The organism is Arthrobacter sp. RIT-PI-e (genome assembly GCF_001187915.1).
Taxonomy (GTDB): domain Bacteria; phylum Actinomycetota; class Actinomycetes; order Actinomycetales; family Micrococcaceae; genus Arthrobacter_D.
In genome coordinates this window covers 23409-38135 of record NZ_LGIU01000076.1, presented here as the reverse complement: position 1 = coordinate 38135, position 14727 = coordinate 23409, and the positions used below count along the sequence as shown (strand labels likewise).

Annotated in this window: 15 protein-coding genes, 1 pseudogene and 1 riboswitch; of the genes and pseudogenes, 11 read left to right on the top strand and 5 right to left on the bottom strand. The window is 69.6% G+C overall.

What is annotated here, in order from left to right; all coding sequences use genetic code 11:
- The 5 genes and pseudogenes from AC792_RS17450 to AC792_RS17340 all read left to right on the top strand — a co-directional run.
- Positions 1–132: pseudogene (locus tag AC792_RS17450) on the top strand (IS481 family transposase); the annotation flags it as partial.
- A 194-nt stretch (positions 133–326) separates the two neighbouring features.
- On the top strand, positions 327–1751 hold the full coding sequence (locus AC792_RS10805) for an amino acid permease (RefSeq protein WP_235436640.1): 1425 nt from the start codon (positions 327–329) through the stop codon (positions 1749–1751).
- 201 nt (positions 1752–1952) lie between these two features.
- Positions 1953–3056 carry a DUF368 domain-containing protein gene (locus AC792_RS10800; RefSeq protein WP_160317638.1) on the top strand — a complete coding sequence of 368 codons (1104 nt, stop codon included), beginning with the start codon at positions 1953–1955 and terminating at the stop codon, positions 3054–3056.
- Positions 3049–3873: a phosphatase PAP2 family protein gene (locus AC792_RS10795; protein WP_152916150.1), complete on the top strand. Its 825-nt coding sequence runs from the start codon at positions 3049–3051 to the stop codon at positions 3871–3873. Before AC792_RS10800 ends, AC792_RS10795 begins: the two co-directional genes overlap by 8 nt.
- A gap of 172 nt (positions 3874–4045) precedes the next feature.
- On the top strand, positions 4046–4435 hold the full coding sequence (locus tag AC792_RS17340; RefSeq protein WP_049830525.1) for a response regulator transcription factor: 390 nt from the start codon (positions 4046–4048) through the stop codon (positions 4433–4435).
- 24 nt (positions 4436–4459) lie between these two features.
- Here the strand turns inward: AC792_RS17340 and AC792_RS18210 are convergent, their stop codons facing one another.
- The gene (locus tag AC792_RS18210; RefSeq protein WP_082177658.1) at positions 4460–5059 is read right to left on the bottom strand and encodes a VOC family protein; all 600 of its coding nucleotides are present in this window, start codon (positions 5057–5059) and stop codon (positions 4460–4462) included.
- Between the two features lie 136 nt (positions 5060–5195).
- Positions 5196–6551 (bottom strand): magnesium transporter, encoded by a 1356-nt coding sequence (mgtE, locus tag AC792_RS10780; protein ID WP_049830524.1) that lies wholly within the window; start codon positions 6549–6551, stop codon positions 5196–5198.
- 358 nt (positions 6552–6909) lie between these two features.
- Between mgtE and AC792_RS10775 the strand changes: the two genes are divergently transcribed.
- Positions 6910–8331: a glycosyltransferase family 2 protein gene (locus tag AC792_RS10775; RefSeq protein ID WP_049830523.1), complete on the top strand. Its 1422-nt coding sequence runs from the start codon at positions 6910–6912 to the stop codon at positions 8329–8331.
- Between the two features lie 29 nt (positions 8332–8360).
- A complete protein-coding gene (locus AC792_RS10770; protein WP_049830522.1) occupies positions 8361–9221 on the top strand; it encodes a hypothetical protein in 861 nt (286 codons plus the stop codon).
- Positions 9222–9275: 54 nt separating this feature from the next.
- On the opposite strand, the gene otsB is transcribed toward AC792_RS10770, so the two are convergent.
- Positions 9276–10067, bottom strand: a complete 792-nt coding sequence (gene otsB / locus AC792_RS10765; RefSeq protein WP_049830521.1) for a trehalose-phosphatase — start codon at positions 10065–10067, stop codon at positions 9276–9278.
- 9 nt (positions 10068–10076) lie between these two features.
- The gene (locus AC792_RS16480; RefSeq protein WP_082177656.1) at positions 10077–10463 is read right to left on the bottom strand and encodes a maleylpyruvate isomerase N-terminal domain-containing protein; all 387 of its coding nucleotides are present in this window, start codon (positions 10461–10463) and stop codon (positions 10077–10079) included.
- Between AC792_RS16480 and AC792_RS10760 the strand changes: the two genes are divergently transcribed.
- Positions 10442–11170 carry a hypothetical protein gene (locus AC792_RS10760; protein ID WP_049830520.1) on the top strand — a complete coding sequence of 243 codons (729 nt, stop codon included), beginning with the start codon at positions 10442–10444 and terminating at the stop codon, positions 11168–11170. The two genes, AC792_RS16480 and AC792_RS10760, sit on opposite strands and share 22 nt — an antisense overlap.
- A gap of 102 nt (positions 11171–11272) precedes the next feature.
- On the opposite strand, the gene AC792_RS10755 is transcribed toward AC792_RS10760, so the two are convergent.
- The gene (locus AC792_RS10755; protein WP_049830519.1) at positions 11273–11533 is read right to left on the bottom strand and encodes a DUF4235 domain-containing protein; all 261 of its coding nucleotides are present in this window, start codon (positions 11531–11533) and stop codon (positions 11273–11275) included.
- Between the two features lie 109 nt (positions 11534–11642).
- A riboswitch (TPP riboswitch) is annotated at positions 11643–11767 on the top strand.
- A 63-nt stretch (positions 11768–11830) separates the two neighbouring features.
- Here AC792_RS10755 and AC792_RS10750 point away from each other — a divergent pair.
- From AC792_RS10750 to AC792_RS10740, 3 genes are read left to right on the top strand one after another with little or no spacing between them, the layout of a single operon-like run.
- Complete coding sequence (locus AC792_RS10750; protein ID WP_049830518.1) at positions 11831–12439, top strand: ECF transporter S component; 609 nt, start codon at positions 11831–11833, stop codon at positions 12437–12439.
- On the top strand, positions 12436–13923 hold the full coding sequence (locus AC792_RS10745; protein WP_049830517.1) for an ABC transporter ATP-binding protein: 1488 nt from the start codon (positions 12436–12438) through the stop codon (positions 13921–13923). The genes AC792_RS10750 and AC792_RS10745 overlap by 4 nt, the downstream gene beginning before the upstream one ends.
- On the top strand, positions 13920–14717 hold the full coding sequence (locus tag AC792_RS10740) for an energy-coupling factor transporter transmembrane component T family protein (RefSeq protein WP_082177655.1): 798 nt from the start codon (positions 13920–13922) through the stop codon (positions 14715–14717). Before AC792_RS10745 ends, AC792_RS10740 begins: the two co-directional genes overlap by 4 nt.
- The last annotated feature ends 10 nt before the right edge of the window (positions 14718–14727 follow it).

Sequence of the window (14727 nt, the reverse complement as noted above, 5' to 3'; positions counted from 1 at the left end):
CAGCGCACCAACGCGATTACCACCTGGAACATCCACTACAACTACCATCGAGCACATACTGCGATCGGGAACCAACCCCCAGCCACACGCCTGCACGACAGCGTCGCCAACGTCATGACACAGAACAACTAGGGCACCACCCGCACGCTCCTTCCCCTCCTCCGGCGGATGGTGCGGAACACCCGCCGGGCAGGGCCGGATCTCCCCATGCCCCGGGGCTTATCTTCGGGGCGTTGTCGGCGCATACTGACCGGGTGCGGAGAGCACGGACCCTCGAGGAGGCAGCAGTGGCATCGGACAGCCCACGCGTACAGAATCCACAGTCGGTGTTGCGACGCAAGCCGATCGACGACGTCGAGGACGAGACCGGGCGGACAGGTCTCTTCAAGAGCCTCGGTCTGTGGCAGCTGACCGCGATCGGCGTCGGCGGCATCATCGGCATCGGGATCTTCACCCTCGCCGGGCTCGTCGCCAACGGTGGTGCCGACGGCACCCCCGTGGGACCCGCGGTCCTCATCTCGTTCCTCATCGCAGGACTCGCGAGCGCGGCAGCCGCGCTGTCCTACGCGGAGTTCGCCGGCATGATCACGCGGGCCGGCTCGGCCTACACCTACGGTTACGTGGCCCTGGGCGAGATCATCGGGTGGTTCATCGGGTGGGATCTCCTCCTCGAGTACATCGCCATCGTGGCCGTGGTCGCGATCGGCATCTCGGGGTACTTCACGGAGTTCATGTCCGGGATCGGCGTCACCGTCCCCACCTGGATGCAGGGCACCCCGGACACCATCGATGGCGGCCTGGTGAATCTTCCCGCGATCGTGGTGTGCCTGTTCATCACCTTCATCCTGAGCCGCGGGACCAAGACCTTCGGGAAGTTCGAGCTCGTCGCCGTCGGACTCAAGATCCTGCTCATCCTCGGGATCGTGGGCCTGGGCTTCTTCTACGTCGACGCGGAGAACTACTCGCCGTTCCTGCCTTCGGGCTTCGGCGCCGTCTTCACGGGCGCAGCCACCGTCTTCTTCGCGGTGTTCGGGTACGACGCGATGAGCACCGCCGCCGAGGAGGCCACCGACGGTAAGAAGCACATGCCCAAGGCCATCCTGCTGTCCCTCCTCATCGCCATGGTGCTCTACGTCCTGGCCACACTCGTCCTCACTGGAATGCAGAACTACCGGGACATCAGTCCCACCGCGGGTTTCGCCTCCGCGTTCCAGTCCGTCGGCCTCCCGGTCGTCGCCACCATCATCTCGGCCTTCGCGGTCATCTCCATCCTCACTGTGATGCTCACCTTCCTCCTCGGGGTCACCCGGGTGTGGTTCTCGATGAGCCGTGACGGACTGCTGCCCGCGTGGTTCTCCACCACCGACAGGAACGGGACCCCGCAGCGTGTCACCTGGATCGCCGGTGTCGCAGCCGCCCTGCTCGCCGGGGTCTTCCCCATCCGCGCGGTGGCCGACCTCACCAACATCGGCATCCTCGCGGCGTTCGTCGTCGTGTGCGTGGCCGTCATCGTGCTCCGGCGGACCCGCCCTGAGGTGCCGCGGACGTTCCGGCTTCCCCTGATGCCGATCGTCCCCGCGTTCGGTGTCCTCGCGTCCCTGTTCCTGATGCTGCAGTTGCACTGGGAGACCTGGCTCCGCTTCGGAGTGTGGCTGGTCATCGGGCTGGCCATCTACTTCTTCTACGGACGGAGGAACTCGCTGATGAATCCTGACAGTCCCCGGCACGCACTGCTCCACCGACGGGACTGAGCGAGGCCGGTGGACGGCGCCATGCGCCGTCCACCGGCCGGCCCCGGAGCTGCGGTGGACCCATCCCCCCGCCCCGGGAGGGTGGGCGGCACCACACATCGGCATCGATCAGGTCACGGGTGGTCATCGATCGGGTCTCGGATCCGTCTCGACGCCACCTCGGGTCAGGCGGACGGCGCCGGTGTTGTTACCGTTGAAACGGTGACTTCTCTCCCCCCACCACCTCACGGCTCACCACCCGGAACCGACAGCCCCCCGGAACGGGGCTCCTCCCGGCCGAGCCAGGCATCACCCCGGGACACCGGGTTCCTCGCGAAGGGCATCGCCAATGCCGTCCGGGGTGCCCTCATCGGCCTGGTCGAACTGATTCCGGGGGTGTCCGGCGGCACCGTCGCGCTCGTGCTCGGGATCTACGACCGGCTCATCGTCTCGGCGCACCACCTGCTCCACGGCATCAGCCGATCCGTGCGCCACGGCACCATGACACGGAGGGCGCGTCGTGCGCGGTCCGGCGTCGTGTCCCCCTTCGCATCGGTGGAATGGTCACTGATCCTGCCACTGGCCGTAGGCATGTTCGTCGCACTCTTCACCCTCGCACGGCCGCTGCACACGTTCGTCGAGACCCAGCCCGTCATCTCCAGCGCCCTCTTCCTCGGGATGGTGACGGCGAGTCTGCTCGTCCCCCTCACCATGGCACGTGATGCGGTGCCACCGGGACGGAACCCCTCCGGCATCGCCCGGATCGGGGCTCCGGCCGTGGTCGTCGTCGTCGCTGCCGCCGCGTTCCTGCTCCTCGGACTACCCACGCTCGCCGTCGGGCAACCCTCCGGATGGGTCATCGTGCTCAGCGGTGCGGCAGCCGTCTGCGCGCTCGCGCTCCCCGGCCTGTCCGGGTCCTTCGTCCTGCTGACGCTCGGCCTGTACGAGCCGACGCTCGAGGCCGTCAGCTCGAGGGACATGGGCTATCTCGCTCTCTTCATGGCCGGTGCCGTCCTGGGTCTCGTGTCCGTGGTGCAGCTCCTCACCTATCTTCTCCGCGTCCACCGCCGAGCGGTCCTGCTGGTGGCGACCGGTCTGATCCTCGGGTCGCTGCGGGCTCTGTGGCCGTGGCAGGACGGCAGCGCGCTGCTGGCTCCCCACCCTGACGAGTGGGTCGGCGCCCTCCTCGCCTTCGCCGCGGGTGCGGGGGTCGTCCTGCTGCTCTGGAGGGCGGACCGCCGCCGCTCGGCAGCAGGTACCGCAGGTCACGGGGCACCCCTGGATCCCGGTGGCGCAGGGATGCCTCCTCGGGGCGACGGTGTCTGACCCCGGACACGCGGGGACGAGGAATCCTGGATCGGTCGACGCGGCCATCCTCGGCCGCGACCTGACCGTCTGGCGGCTCCGGATCATGCGGAGCCTCGTCGCCGCTTTCCTGCGCTCGTGCGGGCGGATCGGCGCCGCGGCGTCGCTCGTCGTCCTGCTCCTGGGCGGGTTCGTGCTCACTCTCGGAGCCGGGACGGGTGCCACCGAGCTGTACGAGGCTACCGTGGAGGGGGACGGCGCGCAGGTTCTCGACACGCCGGTACTGCAGGGCGCGATGACCCTCCGGTCACCACCCGTCGACCAGGTGGTCTCCGCCTACAGCATGATCGGCGGAACCACGGGGATGACAGTCCTCGTGGGGGTGGTGATGATCGTGCTCGCCGTCAGGCGCCGGTCCTGGACTCCGGTGGCGCTGCTCGTGCCTGCAGCGGCCGGTTCCGTCCTCATCACGGTGATCTGCAAGCAGTTCATCGGCCGCGCCCGGCCACCCCTGAGCGATGCCGTCCCGCCCTACGAGTACTCCGACTCCTTCCCCAGCGGACACGCGCTGAACTCGCTGGTGCTCGCAGGTGTCATCGCCTATCTGCTGATGCTCCGCAGCCGGAGCAGGCGCACGGTGGTGTTCACGGCGGCGGGTGCGGGGTTCTTCGCGATCACCATGGGGCTCAGCCGCATCTATCTCGGTCATCACTGGCTCACGGACGTCCTCATGGCATGGGTGCTCGGCGCCCTGTGGCTCACGATCGTCGTCATCACCCACCGTCTCTACCTCACCTCGCAGCCGGCGCCACCTCACGCCCACGGTGGTAGCCGCTGACCGTGGCCCTGCTGCATGTCCTCCCCGGGCCCCCGACCGAGAGCCGGGACCCTCCGCCGCACGGTGTGCACGAGGATGCCTGTGCGGTGGCGAGTATCCGGAGCCGGACCTGCACCGCGAGCGCGTCCACGGGCCGACCGGTAGGGTGGCCGAGGACCGAAGGAGGGCGGCAGTGGGCCGATCGGCAGCAGCGGACGTACAGCAGCGGGATGCGGTGGTCATCGAGGACGACGCCGACATCCGCCAGCTGCTCGTGATCGTCCTGTCCTCCCGCGCCTTCACCGTCCACGAGGCGATCAACGGCGGCGAGGGCATCCGGCTGGTGGAGGCGCTGAAGCCGCACCTGGTCACCCTCGACCTCAATCTGCCGGACGTCGACGGCCTGGAGGTGTGCAAGGAGCTCAGGAAGACCTCGGACGCGCACATCCTCACCATCTCGGCACGTCCCCCGCAGCTCACCGAGGAACAGTGTCTCGCGGCGGGTGCGAACCACTTCATGGCGAAGCCCTTCAGCCCGCGCGGGCTGGGTGCCTACCTGGACGGTGCGCTGCCCGCGGAGTGACCCGCCCGGCCCGCCGCGACGCACTCATCGCCCGAGCATGGTGCAGACGCAGGCCCGGTTCCCCTCGGCATCGGCCAGGACGGTGAAGGACGGCGCCTGGGTGGCGTCCACCACACGGCCGCCGGCGGCGACGGCGGCGGCGATCCGCCCGGCGGCGGTATCGTGCGGAACCCACACGTCCAGGTGGAACCGCTGCCGGGGAGTCGCGTGGGGCTCCGTGTGCTGGAACCACAGGATGGGCATGCGTCCGGTGGGGTCGACGACGTCGTCCCCGTCCAGCGCTCCGGCGTCACCGGTGAGCAGGGCGGCCCAGAACGGTCCGACGGCGGCGACGTCCGCGGTGTCCAGGGCGAGCTCGATCACGGTGGTGACGGCGGGCCGGGACACCACCTCGTGCTCGCGGGCGAGGCTACTGATCCGCCGTGCGAGTTCCCTGTCGGCGTCGGTGACACCGGAGGAACCGGAGGAACCGGAGGAACCGGGGGAACCGGGGGAACCGGGCGAGGGGAGCCTCACGTCCACGTGGGTGGGGGTGAGCGTCAGCGCGGGGTGATGGTCGGTGTGCTCCGAGAGAGCGCCGACGGCCGCGACGAACGCCAGACCCCCGGCGAAGTCCCCGGTCAGGAAGCGCGCATGGAGGGACTGCGGGAGTTCCCGCCAGTCGTCCGGCTCGCCATCGGGACCGTTCGCCGCGCCATGTCGGTCATGCGGCCAGTATGGTCCTGAACGCGGCCGAGGAGAAGACCCCGGAGCTCGCGGGTCAGAGGCCGAGGACGGCGCGGGCGATGAGGAAGTAGACGATCAACCCGGTGGCGTCCACGAACGTGGTGATGAACGGGTTGGAGAACACCGCAGGATCCACCCGCACGGCCTTCCCGATCAGCGGCATGGCCCCACCCACGGTCGCGGCCATGGTGCAGATGCTCAGCAGGGTCAGTCCGATCACCGTACCGAGCGCCACGTCGTAGGCGAGGGACGTGACGAGGAAGCCGACGCCGCCCAGGAGCAGTCCCAGACTGACCCCCACCCTCGCCTCACGAGCCACCACCTTGAGGATGTCGCGGGGCCGGACGTCCGCCAGGGCGAGGGCCCGGGTCACGGTGGTCGCCGCCTGGTTGCCGGTGTTCCCGCCCGTCCCGATCAGCAGCGGGACGAAGAGGGAGAGCACCACCATCTGCTGGAGGGTGGCCTCGAACACCTCGAGCACCTGCACGGTCAGCGTCGCACCCACCGCCAGCACGAGCAGCCACACCACCCTGGAGCGGACGATGCTGCGCACCGGCGTGGAGAGATAGGGCCGGCGCAGGGGCTCGGCCCCGCCGATACGCGCCTGGTCCTCGGAATCGGCCTCCTCGAGGATGCCGAGGGCGTCGTCCACGGTGAGGATGCCCACCAGCCGGTTCTCCGCATCGGTGACGGGAAGGGCGAGGAGCTTCAGGTCCGCGCAGCGGCGGGCCGCGGTCTCGGCGTCGTCGGTGGCCTCCACGGCGTGCGGCTCGTGCAGCACCTCGGACACCGATGTGGTGGGGGCTGCCGTCATGAGGTCACGCAGACTCACGATGCCCACGAGCCGGCGTTGGTCATCCACCACAGGGAGGGTGTAGATGGTCTCGGCGTCGGTCATCCCGGCCCGGACACGCTCGAGGCTCTCGGCCACGGTGGAGCCGGGGTGCGTGGTGACGTACTCGGGGCTCATGCGCCGTCCGATGGAGCGGTCCGGATACCCGAGCACGGCGGCGGTCAGGCTGCGCTCGGAGGGAGGGAGCCCGTGGAGGAGGCGGGTGGCCACGGACGCCGGCAGCTCGTCCAGGAGGCTCACCCGGTCATCCGGGTCCATCTCGCCGAAGACCGAGGCGACCTCCTCGTCCTGCAGTGCCTGCACGAGTTCGCCCTGCAGGGTGGCGTCGAGACCCTCGAAGACCACCAGCGCCTTGCCCTTGGACAGCATGCGGTACACCAGGGCCCGCTGCTTGGCGCCCATCCGCTCGAGTGCGTCGATCACCTCGTCCGGTGCCAGCGGTGTGAGCGCCACCATGACCGAGGGGAGATCCTTCTCCGCCAGGGCCCGTTCGATCGTGGGGACCGCTGTCTCCGCGGTGGTGTCGGAGTGGCTCATGGAGGTCCTTCCTGTCGGTACGTGCGCGGCGGAACCCGACCGTGGCCACGACGATCCCGCACCGGACACATGTCCCGTCCGTGGTGACGCCGGATCGGGGAGCAGGTGGTGGATGCGAGTAGTACTCTCCCGGTCATCTCCGTCACCACGTGGGGAACACGCAATCGTGAAGTGGGCGTGCATTCGGGAACCCGGGGCGAATACTCGTGATTCACCCGCCCCCCGAATTCTAATCTGAAGTGGTAAGCAGCTCCGGACATCTCCTTCGCAGGTCTCACGCCGGGTCTCCTCGTTCTCCACTTCGATCCTGTGCCGGGATGCTCCATCCACCATCCCGGCCCGCTCCCTAGGAATTCCCATGACCGCAGTTCTCCCTGACCGCACCACGTCCGACTACCTGACCCTCCCGGCCGCGAAGGCGGACCGCTCCACGGACCGCGCCACCATCGGCTGCGTGATCCCCGCCTACAACGAGCAGGACACCATCGCCGAGGTGCTCACGGCACTGCTGGAGCAGACCCGGCTGCCGGATGCCATCCACGTGGTGATCAACAACTCGGACGACGAGACCTTCTACATCGCCCGGGAGTTCGCCGGCCCGCACGAGCGGGTGTACCAGGACATCACCTACAGGACCGAGGTGTTCGTCCACGACATCGGCTCCAACGGTGACAAGAAGGTCGGGGCGCTGAACTTCGGCTACACGAAGGTCGCGGACAAGTACGACTACTTCCTCGGGGTGGACGGCGACACCGTCGCGGACCGCCACGCCGTCGAGTACCTGGAGCAGGAGATCCGCTCGGATCCCCGCATCGGCGGGATCTCCGCCATCTACACGGTGGCCGAGGCGTCATCGAAGGGCTTCATCTCGAAGTTCCTCACCGCAGGGCAGCGCGCGCAGTTCGCCGCATTCAACATGGACAACCTGCTCCGGGGCCGCAACATGGCGGTGCTGGGCGGTCAGTTCTCCATCCTCTCCATGGACGCGCTGAAGAACGTGATGATCGACAACCGGCAGGCGACCCCCTGGGTCAAGGACTCGGAGGTGGAGGACTCCCTGCTCTCGCTGCAGATCAAGAACCTCGGGTACGCCACGAAGATCTCGGCGCGCGCCCGGGCGGCGGTGGGCGGCATGGACACCCTGCGTTCCCTCGACGGCCAGCAGGTGAAGTGGAACTACGGGGCGATCGACCTCATGTGGCCCGGGCAGCGCAGCAACACCCCGGGGCAGCCGCTCCACCCGAACCTGCGACTGCGCTGGAGCGAGAACGTCTCCATGGTGTTCAACATCCTCACCCGGCTCTCCTTCATCATGCTCCTCGCCGCCGCGCTGAGCATCGGTGCCTGGGTGTTCTACCCCGTCTGGCTGATCCCCCCGGTGGTGGCCGTGATCCTGAACCTCCGGATCGCCCTGACCATCGAGAACAAGTCCGCGCGCGACATCGCGTTCGCCCTGCTCGTGGCCCCCGCGGAGCTCTACCTGTGGCTGCGGATGGGCCACTTCCTCCGGGCGTGGACCAAGTTCTTCACCAACGCGCAGACGGACAACTGGGCGGCCCAGGCGCGCGCGGAACGCGGTGCCGGCAGCGCGTACCTCATGCCGCTCGTGGTCCTCGCGGTGGTCGCGGCCGGTCTGGTGTTCACCTGGCTCAGGCTGCCGGTGGACATCCAGTCCGGCATCCTCGCCGTGGGCTGGCCCATCCTCTACATCACCACCATGGTGCAGACCACGTTCATGCTCCGGAAGACCCTCCGCAGCCACCGCGGTTACCACGTCTGATGCCCGCCCTCCCCGACAAGGATCCCGTCATGACCCGCAGAACCTCCACCGCGGCCCCGCTCTCCCCGTACGCAGCGCTCCCGGTCCGGATGCCGGTCGCAGACCGTACCCGTCCGGCACATCGCGCCGACATCCCGCCGCTGCGGGTGGACTCCCGCCGACGGGCCGGTGCAGGAGCCCTGGTCCTGACCACCGCCCTCCTGCTGACGGGGTGCTCCGTGCCGGGGATGCCCGGTGCCACCGGGGCTCCCGACTCGATGGTCCGTACGGTGACCACGGAGGAACAGGGGCAGGGAACGAGTGTCCCGGTGCAGGACGCCGTCGGCTCCGATACGGGTATGGATGCCCCGACGGAGGAGAGCGGCACGGAGTCCGCACCGGACGACGGCGGGACGCCTCCGAAGAGCGAGGCCGACGAGCCGGCGGAACCCGAGTGGGTCGCCGTCGCCTCCGACCTCGACGCCGGTTCCGTGAGCCACACCCTGTCCGCGGCGTCGCGCAACCTGGTGATCGACTACTGGACCGACGCGGACGTCTCGGAGCTGACCCCGGAGAGCACGCCGATCGTCCGGGTCAGTGCCCGCATGGACGGCGCCGACGACGGCACGGCGATCAGCGTCACCCGCTTCAACGCGCAGGTGCAGTCGCTGGGCACCGAGCTGGCCAACGACACCGGGAGCTTCGCCATCGCCCCGCCCTACGCCTACACCACGGCGGTCTCCCTGCCCGCCAACCCGACGGCGCACTCGACGGAGGTGCTGATCACCTTCGACCTGCTCACCGAGACTGCCCCCGGATCAGGGGTGTTCACCCGTCAGACGATCCTCGACACGGTGACCCTCGGCTACGCGCAGCCACCGAGCAGCAGCGATCCCGCCGAGGGGGAGTAGGCCGCCGCAACCCGACCGGACGACCACCGATCCGGTCCACGCCGCGCGGACCTCCTACCGGGTACTCCGCCGGGGCAGCGCGTCGTTGAGGTGGACCAACCAGGCCCGGAAGTCCGCCGGCCCGTCGAAGTGGGCGCCGGCCACGGCGCTGACCCCCTGAGCCATCCCGGGGCCGTCGACCACCAGGGTGTAGCCACCCGCCGCGGTTGCCGTCGCGAACGCGGGGAGGTCCCCGAGATCGTCTCCCGCATACGCGACGGTCCGGAGTTCGTTCGTGTCGATGATCCGTCGCAGCGCGGTGCCCTTGTCCTGGTCCAGGGGCATCCGGAGCTCCGCCACGAACTTGCCCGGTTCGCGGCGCAGCCCGTGGGCGGCGACCATCTCCCGCACCAGCGGGGTGACGCGGCGCTCGGCTTCGTCACGATCCGGCGCACGACGCCAGTGCACGGCGACGGCGAGTGACTTGTCCTCCACGTGGATGCCCTCGGCGTCGTCCAGGTACCGATGCAGCGCCCGGGTGGCCTCCTCGACCGCCGTCATCCACTGCCGGGCCTCGGGCACCACCTCGACGCCGTCGGCGCCGAGGCGCTCGAGACCGTAGGACCCGTGGAGTTCCACGCCCGGTACGCAGGCATGTGCAGCGAGGAACTCCACGGGTCGGCCGGAGAGGAGGGCGACGACCGAGAGCTTGGTGGCCAGCTCGGCAAGGATCTGCCCGGTACCGGGGAGGAGTTCACTGGCGCTCGGATCATCGGTGATGGGTGAGAGCACGCCGTCGAAATCCATGACCAGACCGGCGTCCTCATGCGTCATCAGGGCCTGCATCACTTCGGTTGCCGCATCCATGACCTCACCCTAGACCCGGGTGCTCCGAGTGCCTCGGGGTGTTCCCCAGGTTTCTTCACCCAGTCCCTGTATGAAGGCCGCAGCGCCGTCACCGGAGAGCTCCCCTTCCCCGGGCCGGCGGCCAGACACCGCCAGAAGGAGTGCCGGCGAGCTCCCCAGGACCTCCGGACCTGCGCCGTGGTGGAGCGATGAGTCGAGGGTCCGGAGGGAGAAGCCGGCCGCTCGTTCCGCGACGATGCCCCGTGCGTCGGCTACGTCGACGTCGAATCTCGCGGCGATCAACTGGCGGACGAAACCGGGACGCGTCGTCCTGGCGCAATCCACCGGGTGGGCGACGACGTCGTGGATGTCCCAGCCCGGGCAGAGGGAGGGAAGTGTCCACTGTTCCGGGCTCAGGTGTTGGAGGTGTGCTGATCGCCCTCGGGGATGCGATCACGCACCAGGAGACGGTTCCCGTCCCCGGAGGTGCACAGGTGGAGAGGTCCCTGCCGATCGCGGTGTATCTGACAGGTCTTCCTGACTTCGAGGACCGGGCTGGTGCGCAGAAGGGCGCGCCGTTCGCCCGACGTTTCAAGACGACGGTCCTCACGGCCATCGATGACACGGACATCGAAACCGCGCTCCGGGAGTTCGTGATCCCGGGGAGGGAAGTTCCGGACGGCGAAGGTGGTCTGGGACGTGTACGCATGGAGGTGGGCGCCGCTGCGGCGGTCGTGGATCTGTGCCGCGGTGAACCGTTCCTGTTCCAATCGGCCGGAGAACGTGCGTGGTACACCGGAACCGGCACGACGATCACCCGCGAGGACGTCATCTCGGGGTGGCGGGGGGCTCGACGGGAGGCGGCCGCGCACGTGGAGCGCATCCTCGGGAGGTTGCCGCAGCGCGAGCGTGCGTTCCTGCAGGCGATGGCGGAGATATCCCCCGAGGAACGCGAACCCACCCGGATCGCGGGCGAGGTCGGATACTCCGAGGCCTCGGAAGCCGGACCGACTTCACGGCGGCTCGACACGGTTCGAGGCATCATCGACCGTGGTCGGCTGTACACGTTCCGGCACCGGGCCATCGAGGCTTATCCGACCAGTGACTGGCCCGCGGTGGGATGAGCGTTGCGGTCCCGCGACACACGCGGGCGCCGTGGTCCATCCTTCACGGACGAGGGCGGGCACCCGATGGGTACCCGCCCTCGTCTTCGGTCCCGCTCGGGATCAGACCTCGTCCCGCGTCTTCGAGAAGCGCTCGATCGCCTGCTGCGTGGAGCGGTTGGCCACCACCTGGATGGTGGTGCTGACCGCGCCCGAGACGAGGGCGAACACCAGGGCCGATCGCAGGGTGTTCTCCAGCCCGTCCTTGCCACGCGGGGTCGCCTCACCCGTGATCTTCTGCCACAGGAAGTCGACGAGCTTGGTCCCGACGAAGCCCGCACCGACGCTGACGCCCGCGCCGAGCAACTTGAACACGACGTTCATGGTCTCTCCTTCATTGTCCGATTCTCCCGCCCCAGCCTAGTCGTGACGGACGCTCCGGGGCACGCCTGCACGCACAAGTGGGCACGTGTAGGATCGGGAACGCTCAATCAACGAACGACAGGGGAGCGCCGAGCCGCGGTACACCGCGGACACGGGCGCTGAGAGTGCGGACCGCCGCAGACCCTCGAACCTGATCCGGTTAGTACCGGCGAAGGGAGTCGAGTTCTCAGAGTGCACGGACCGCTCCTCACGGGGCTCCGGAGCACTCTCCCCTCCTGTGTCCCAGGAGGAATTCCCATGGCAACATCCCCAGTACGTACCGGTACCTCTCCGACCACGGGGCAGTGGCGGGTGGTGGACATCGTGGTGGCGTCCGTCCTCGCAGTCGCCGTCGGCGTCGTCTTCTTCGCCTGGTCTGCGGGCTACTCCGGGATCAGCGTCCTCACGGCCGGCTTCCCGCCCCTGGCCGGCCTGTACTCGGGTGGCTGGCTGATCGCCGGGGTGCTCGGCGGGTTGATCATCCGCAAGCCCGGCGCCGCGATCTACTGCGAGATGCTCGCCGCTGCGGTCTCCGCCCTGATCGGCACCCAGTGGGGGCTGGGCGTGCTCCTGTCCGGCGCCATCCAGGGCCTCGGTGCCGAGCTGGTCTTCCTGCTCTTCCTCTACCGCAGGTGGAATCTCCCCGTGGCGCTCCTGGCCGGGCTCGCTGCCGGGCTGGCCCTCGGCATCAGCGAGAACATCCTCTACAACGCCCTCTGGACCATCGAGTTCAAACTGCTCTACGTGCTCTTCGCCGCCGCCTCCGGCGTGGTGATCGCGGGTCTGCTCTCCTGGCTGGCCATGCGCGGACTCGCGAGGACGGGCGCGCTGTCCTCCTTCGCCGCCGGCCGCACGGCGGACGTGTGACCCCAGAGCAGGGGCCACCCGGCCCGGTACATGTCCGGGCGCGCGGCTGGGGGTGGCGGCATGCCGGCCGGAAGGCCTTCGCCGCCCGCGGGCTGGACCTAGAGATCTCCCCGGGGGAGCGCGTGCTGCTCCTCGGGGCCTCCGGTGCGGGCAAGTCCACCGTGCTCCACGCACTGGCCGGTGTGCTCGGCGCGAACGACGAGGGTGAGCAGGAGGGCGAGCTCCTGCTCGACGGCGCCCCACCGGCCGAGGCGCGCGGCCGTGCAGGGCTGGTGCTGCAGGATCCGGAGACGCAGGTGGTCCTCGCCCGGGTGGGGGACGAGGTGGCCTTCGCGCCCGAGAACCTCGCCGTGCCCCGCGAGGAGATCTGGCGGCGTGTGGGCCGGGCGCTCGACGACGTCGGGCTGGACCTGCCGCTCGACCACCCCACCACCTCCCTGTCCGGTGGGCAGAAGCAGAGGCTGGCCCTCGCGTCCGTCCTCGCGATGGAGCCCGGCCTGCTCCTCCTCGACGAGCCCACGGCGAACCTCGATCCCGCGGGGGTCATCGAGGTGCGCGACGCCGTGGTCCGGGTCCTCGAGAGCACCGGTGCCACGCTCGTGGTCGTGGAGCACCGCGTGGCGGTCTGGGCCGACGTCGTGGACCGGGTGATCGTGCTCGACGCCCACGGCGGTGTCCTGGCCGACGGAGAACCGGGCGAGGTGCTGACGCAACAGGCACCCCGCGAGCGCCTCGCCGCCGCAGGGGTCTGGGTGCCCGGTTGGCAGCCGGAGATCGGCGGGCGGATGCCCGACGGCGGCGGTGAGACCCTGGTGACGGCTCGCGAGCTCACCGTGGCCCGGACCAGGCGCGGCCCCGCAGCCGTGCACGAACTGGATCTCGACGTGCAGGAGGCCGGCGCACTGAGCATCACCGGGCCGAACGGTGCCGGGAAGTCCACCGCGGCGCTCACGCTCGGGGGCCTCCTGCGTCCGCGGTCCGGTACTCTCCGGGCGTCCGCCGAGCTCGCCGGCACCGCGGACCGGGACCCGTTCCGCTGGCGCTCGACGCAGCTCGTGCAGCGGATCGGCACCGTGTTCCAGGAGCCCGAGCACCAGTTCCTCACGCCCACCGTCGCCGATGAACTGGAGTTCGGCCCGCTGCGGGTGGGGGGAGTGGTGGACCGGGAGCGGATCGCCGAGGTGGCCGAACGGCTCCGGCTCACGGGGTTGCTGAAGGCCAACCCCTTCACCCTCTCCGGAGGCGAGAAGCGCAGGCTCTCGGTGGCCACCATGCTCGCCACCGCGCCGCGCGTCCTGATCCTGGACGAACCCACCTTCGGCCAGGACGCCCTGACCTGGGCCGAGCTGGTGACCCTGCTGAGGGAACTGGTCGAGGGCGGCACGGCCGTTCTCTCCGTCACCCACGACGCCGATTTCATCGCCGCACTCGGCGGCGCCGAACTGCGCATCGCCGACGGCGTGGGCCGGGTGGTGACCAGGTGAGTACCGACCACCTGACGCCGGTGCTCACCGGACGGACCCTGGTCCGCGCCAATCCCGTGTCCAAGCTGTTCGCGGCCGCGGTGATCACCCTCGCCCTGATGTCGAGCATCGACTGGGTGAGCGCCGTCGTCGTCCTGGTCTGCGAGGTGGCGCTCATGCCGCTGCTGGGGATCAGCGTGTGGGGTCTGTTCCGGCGCATCTGGCCCCTGCTGATCGCAGCCCTGATCGGCGCCTACGGGACGGCGCTGCTCGCCGCGAAGACCGGCGAGGTGCTCCTGGAGCTGGGACCCGTCCTCTTCACCGAGGGTTCGGTGGCCGCCGGGGTCGCGGTGGGGTTGCGTGCCCTGGCGCTCGCCCTGCCGGGCATCTTCATCGTGCTGACCACCGATCCCACGGATCTCGCGGACGCGCTGGCGCAGAAGCTGCGCCTGCCGCACCGCTTCGTGCTCGGCGCACTGGCTGCGCTGCGCCTGGTGGGACTGCTGATGGAGCAGTGGGAGAGCCTCGGCCTCGCGCGGCACGCACGCGGGGTGGGCTCCGACCGCTCGGTGTCCGCGCGGATCCGGAACCTGCTGGGGCAGTCCTTCGGGCTGATCGTCCAGGCGATCCGGCGCGCCACCCGGCTGGCCACGGCGATGGAGGCGCGCGGCTTCGGCGGCGGGACGCGCACCTGGGCGAGGGAGAGCACCTTCTCACCGCTCGACGCCGTGGTAGCCGGCGTCGGCCTCCTCGTCGCCGGGGGAGCGGTGACGGCGGCGGTCTTGGCCTGCACGTGGAACTTCATCCTGTCCTGAGCGACAGGGA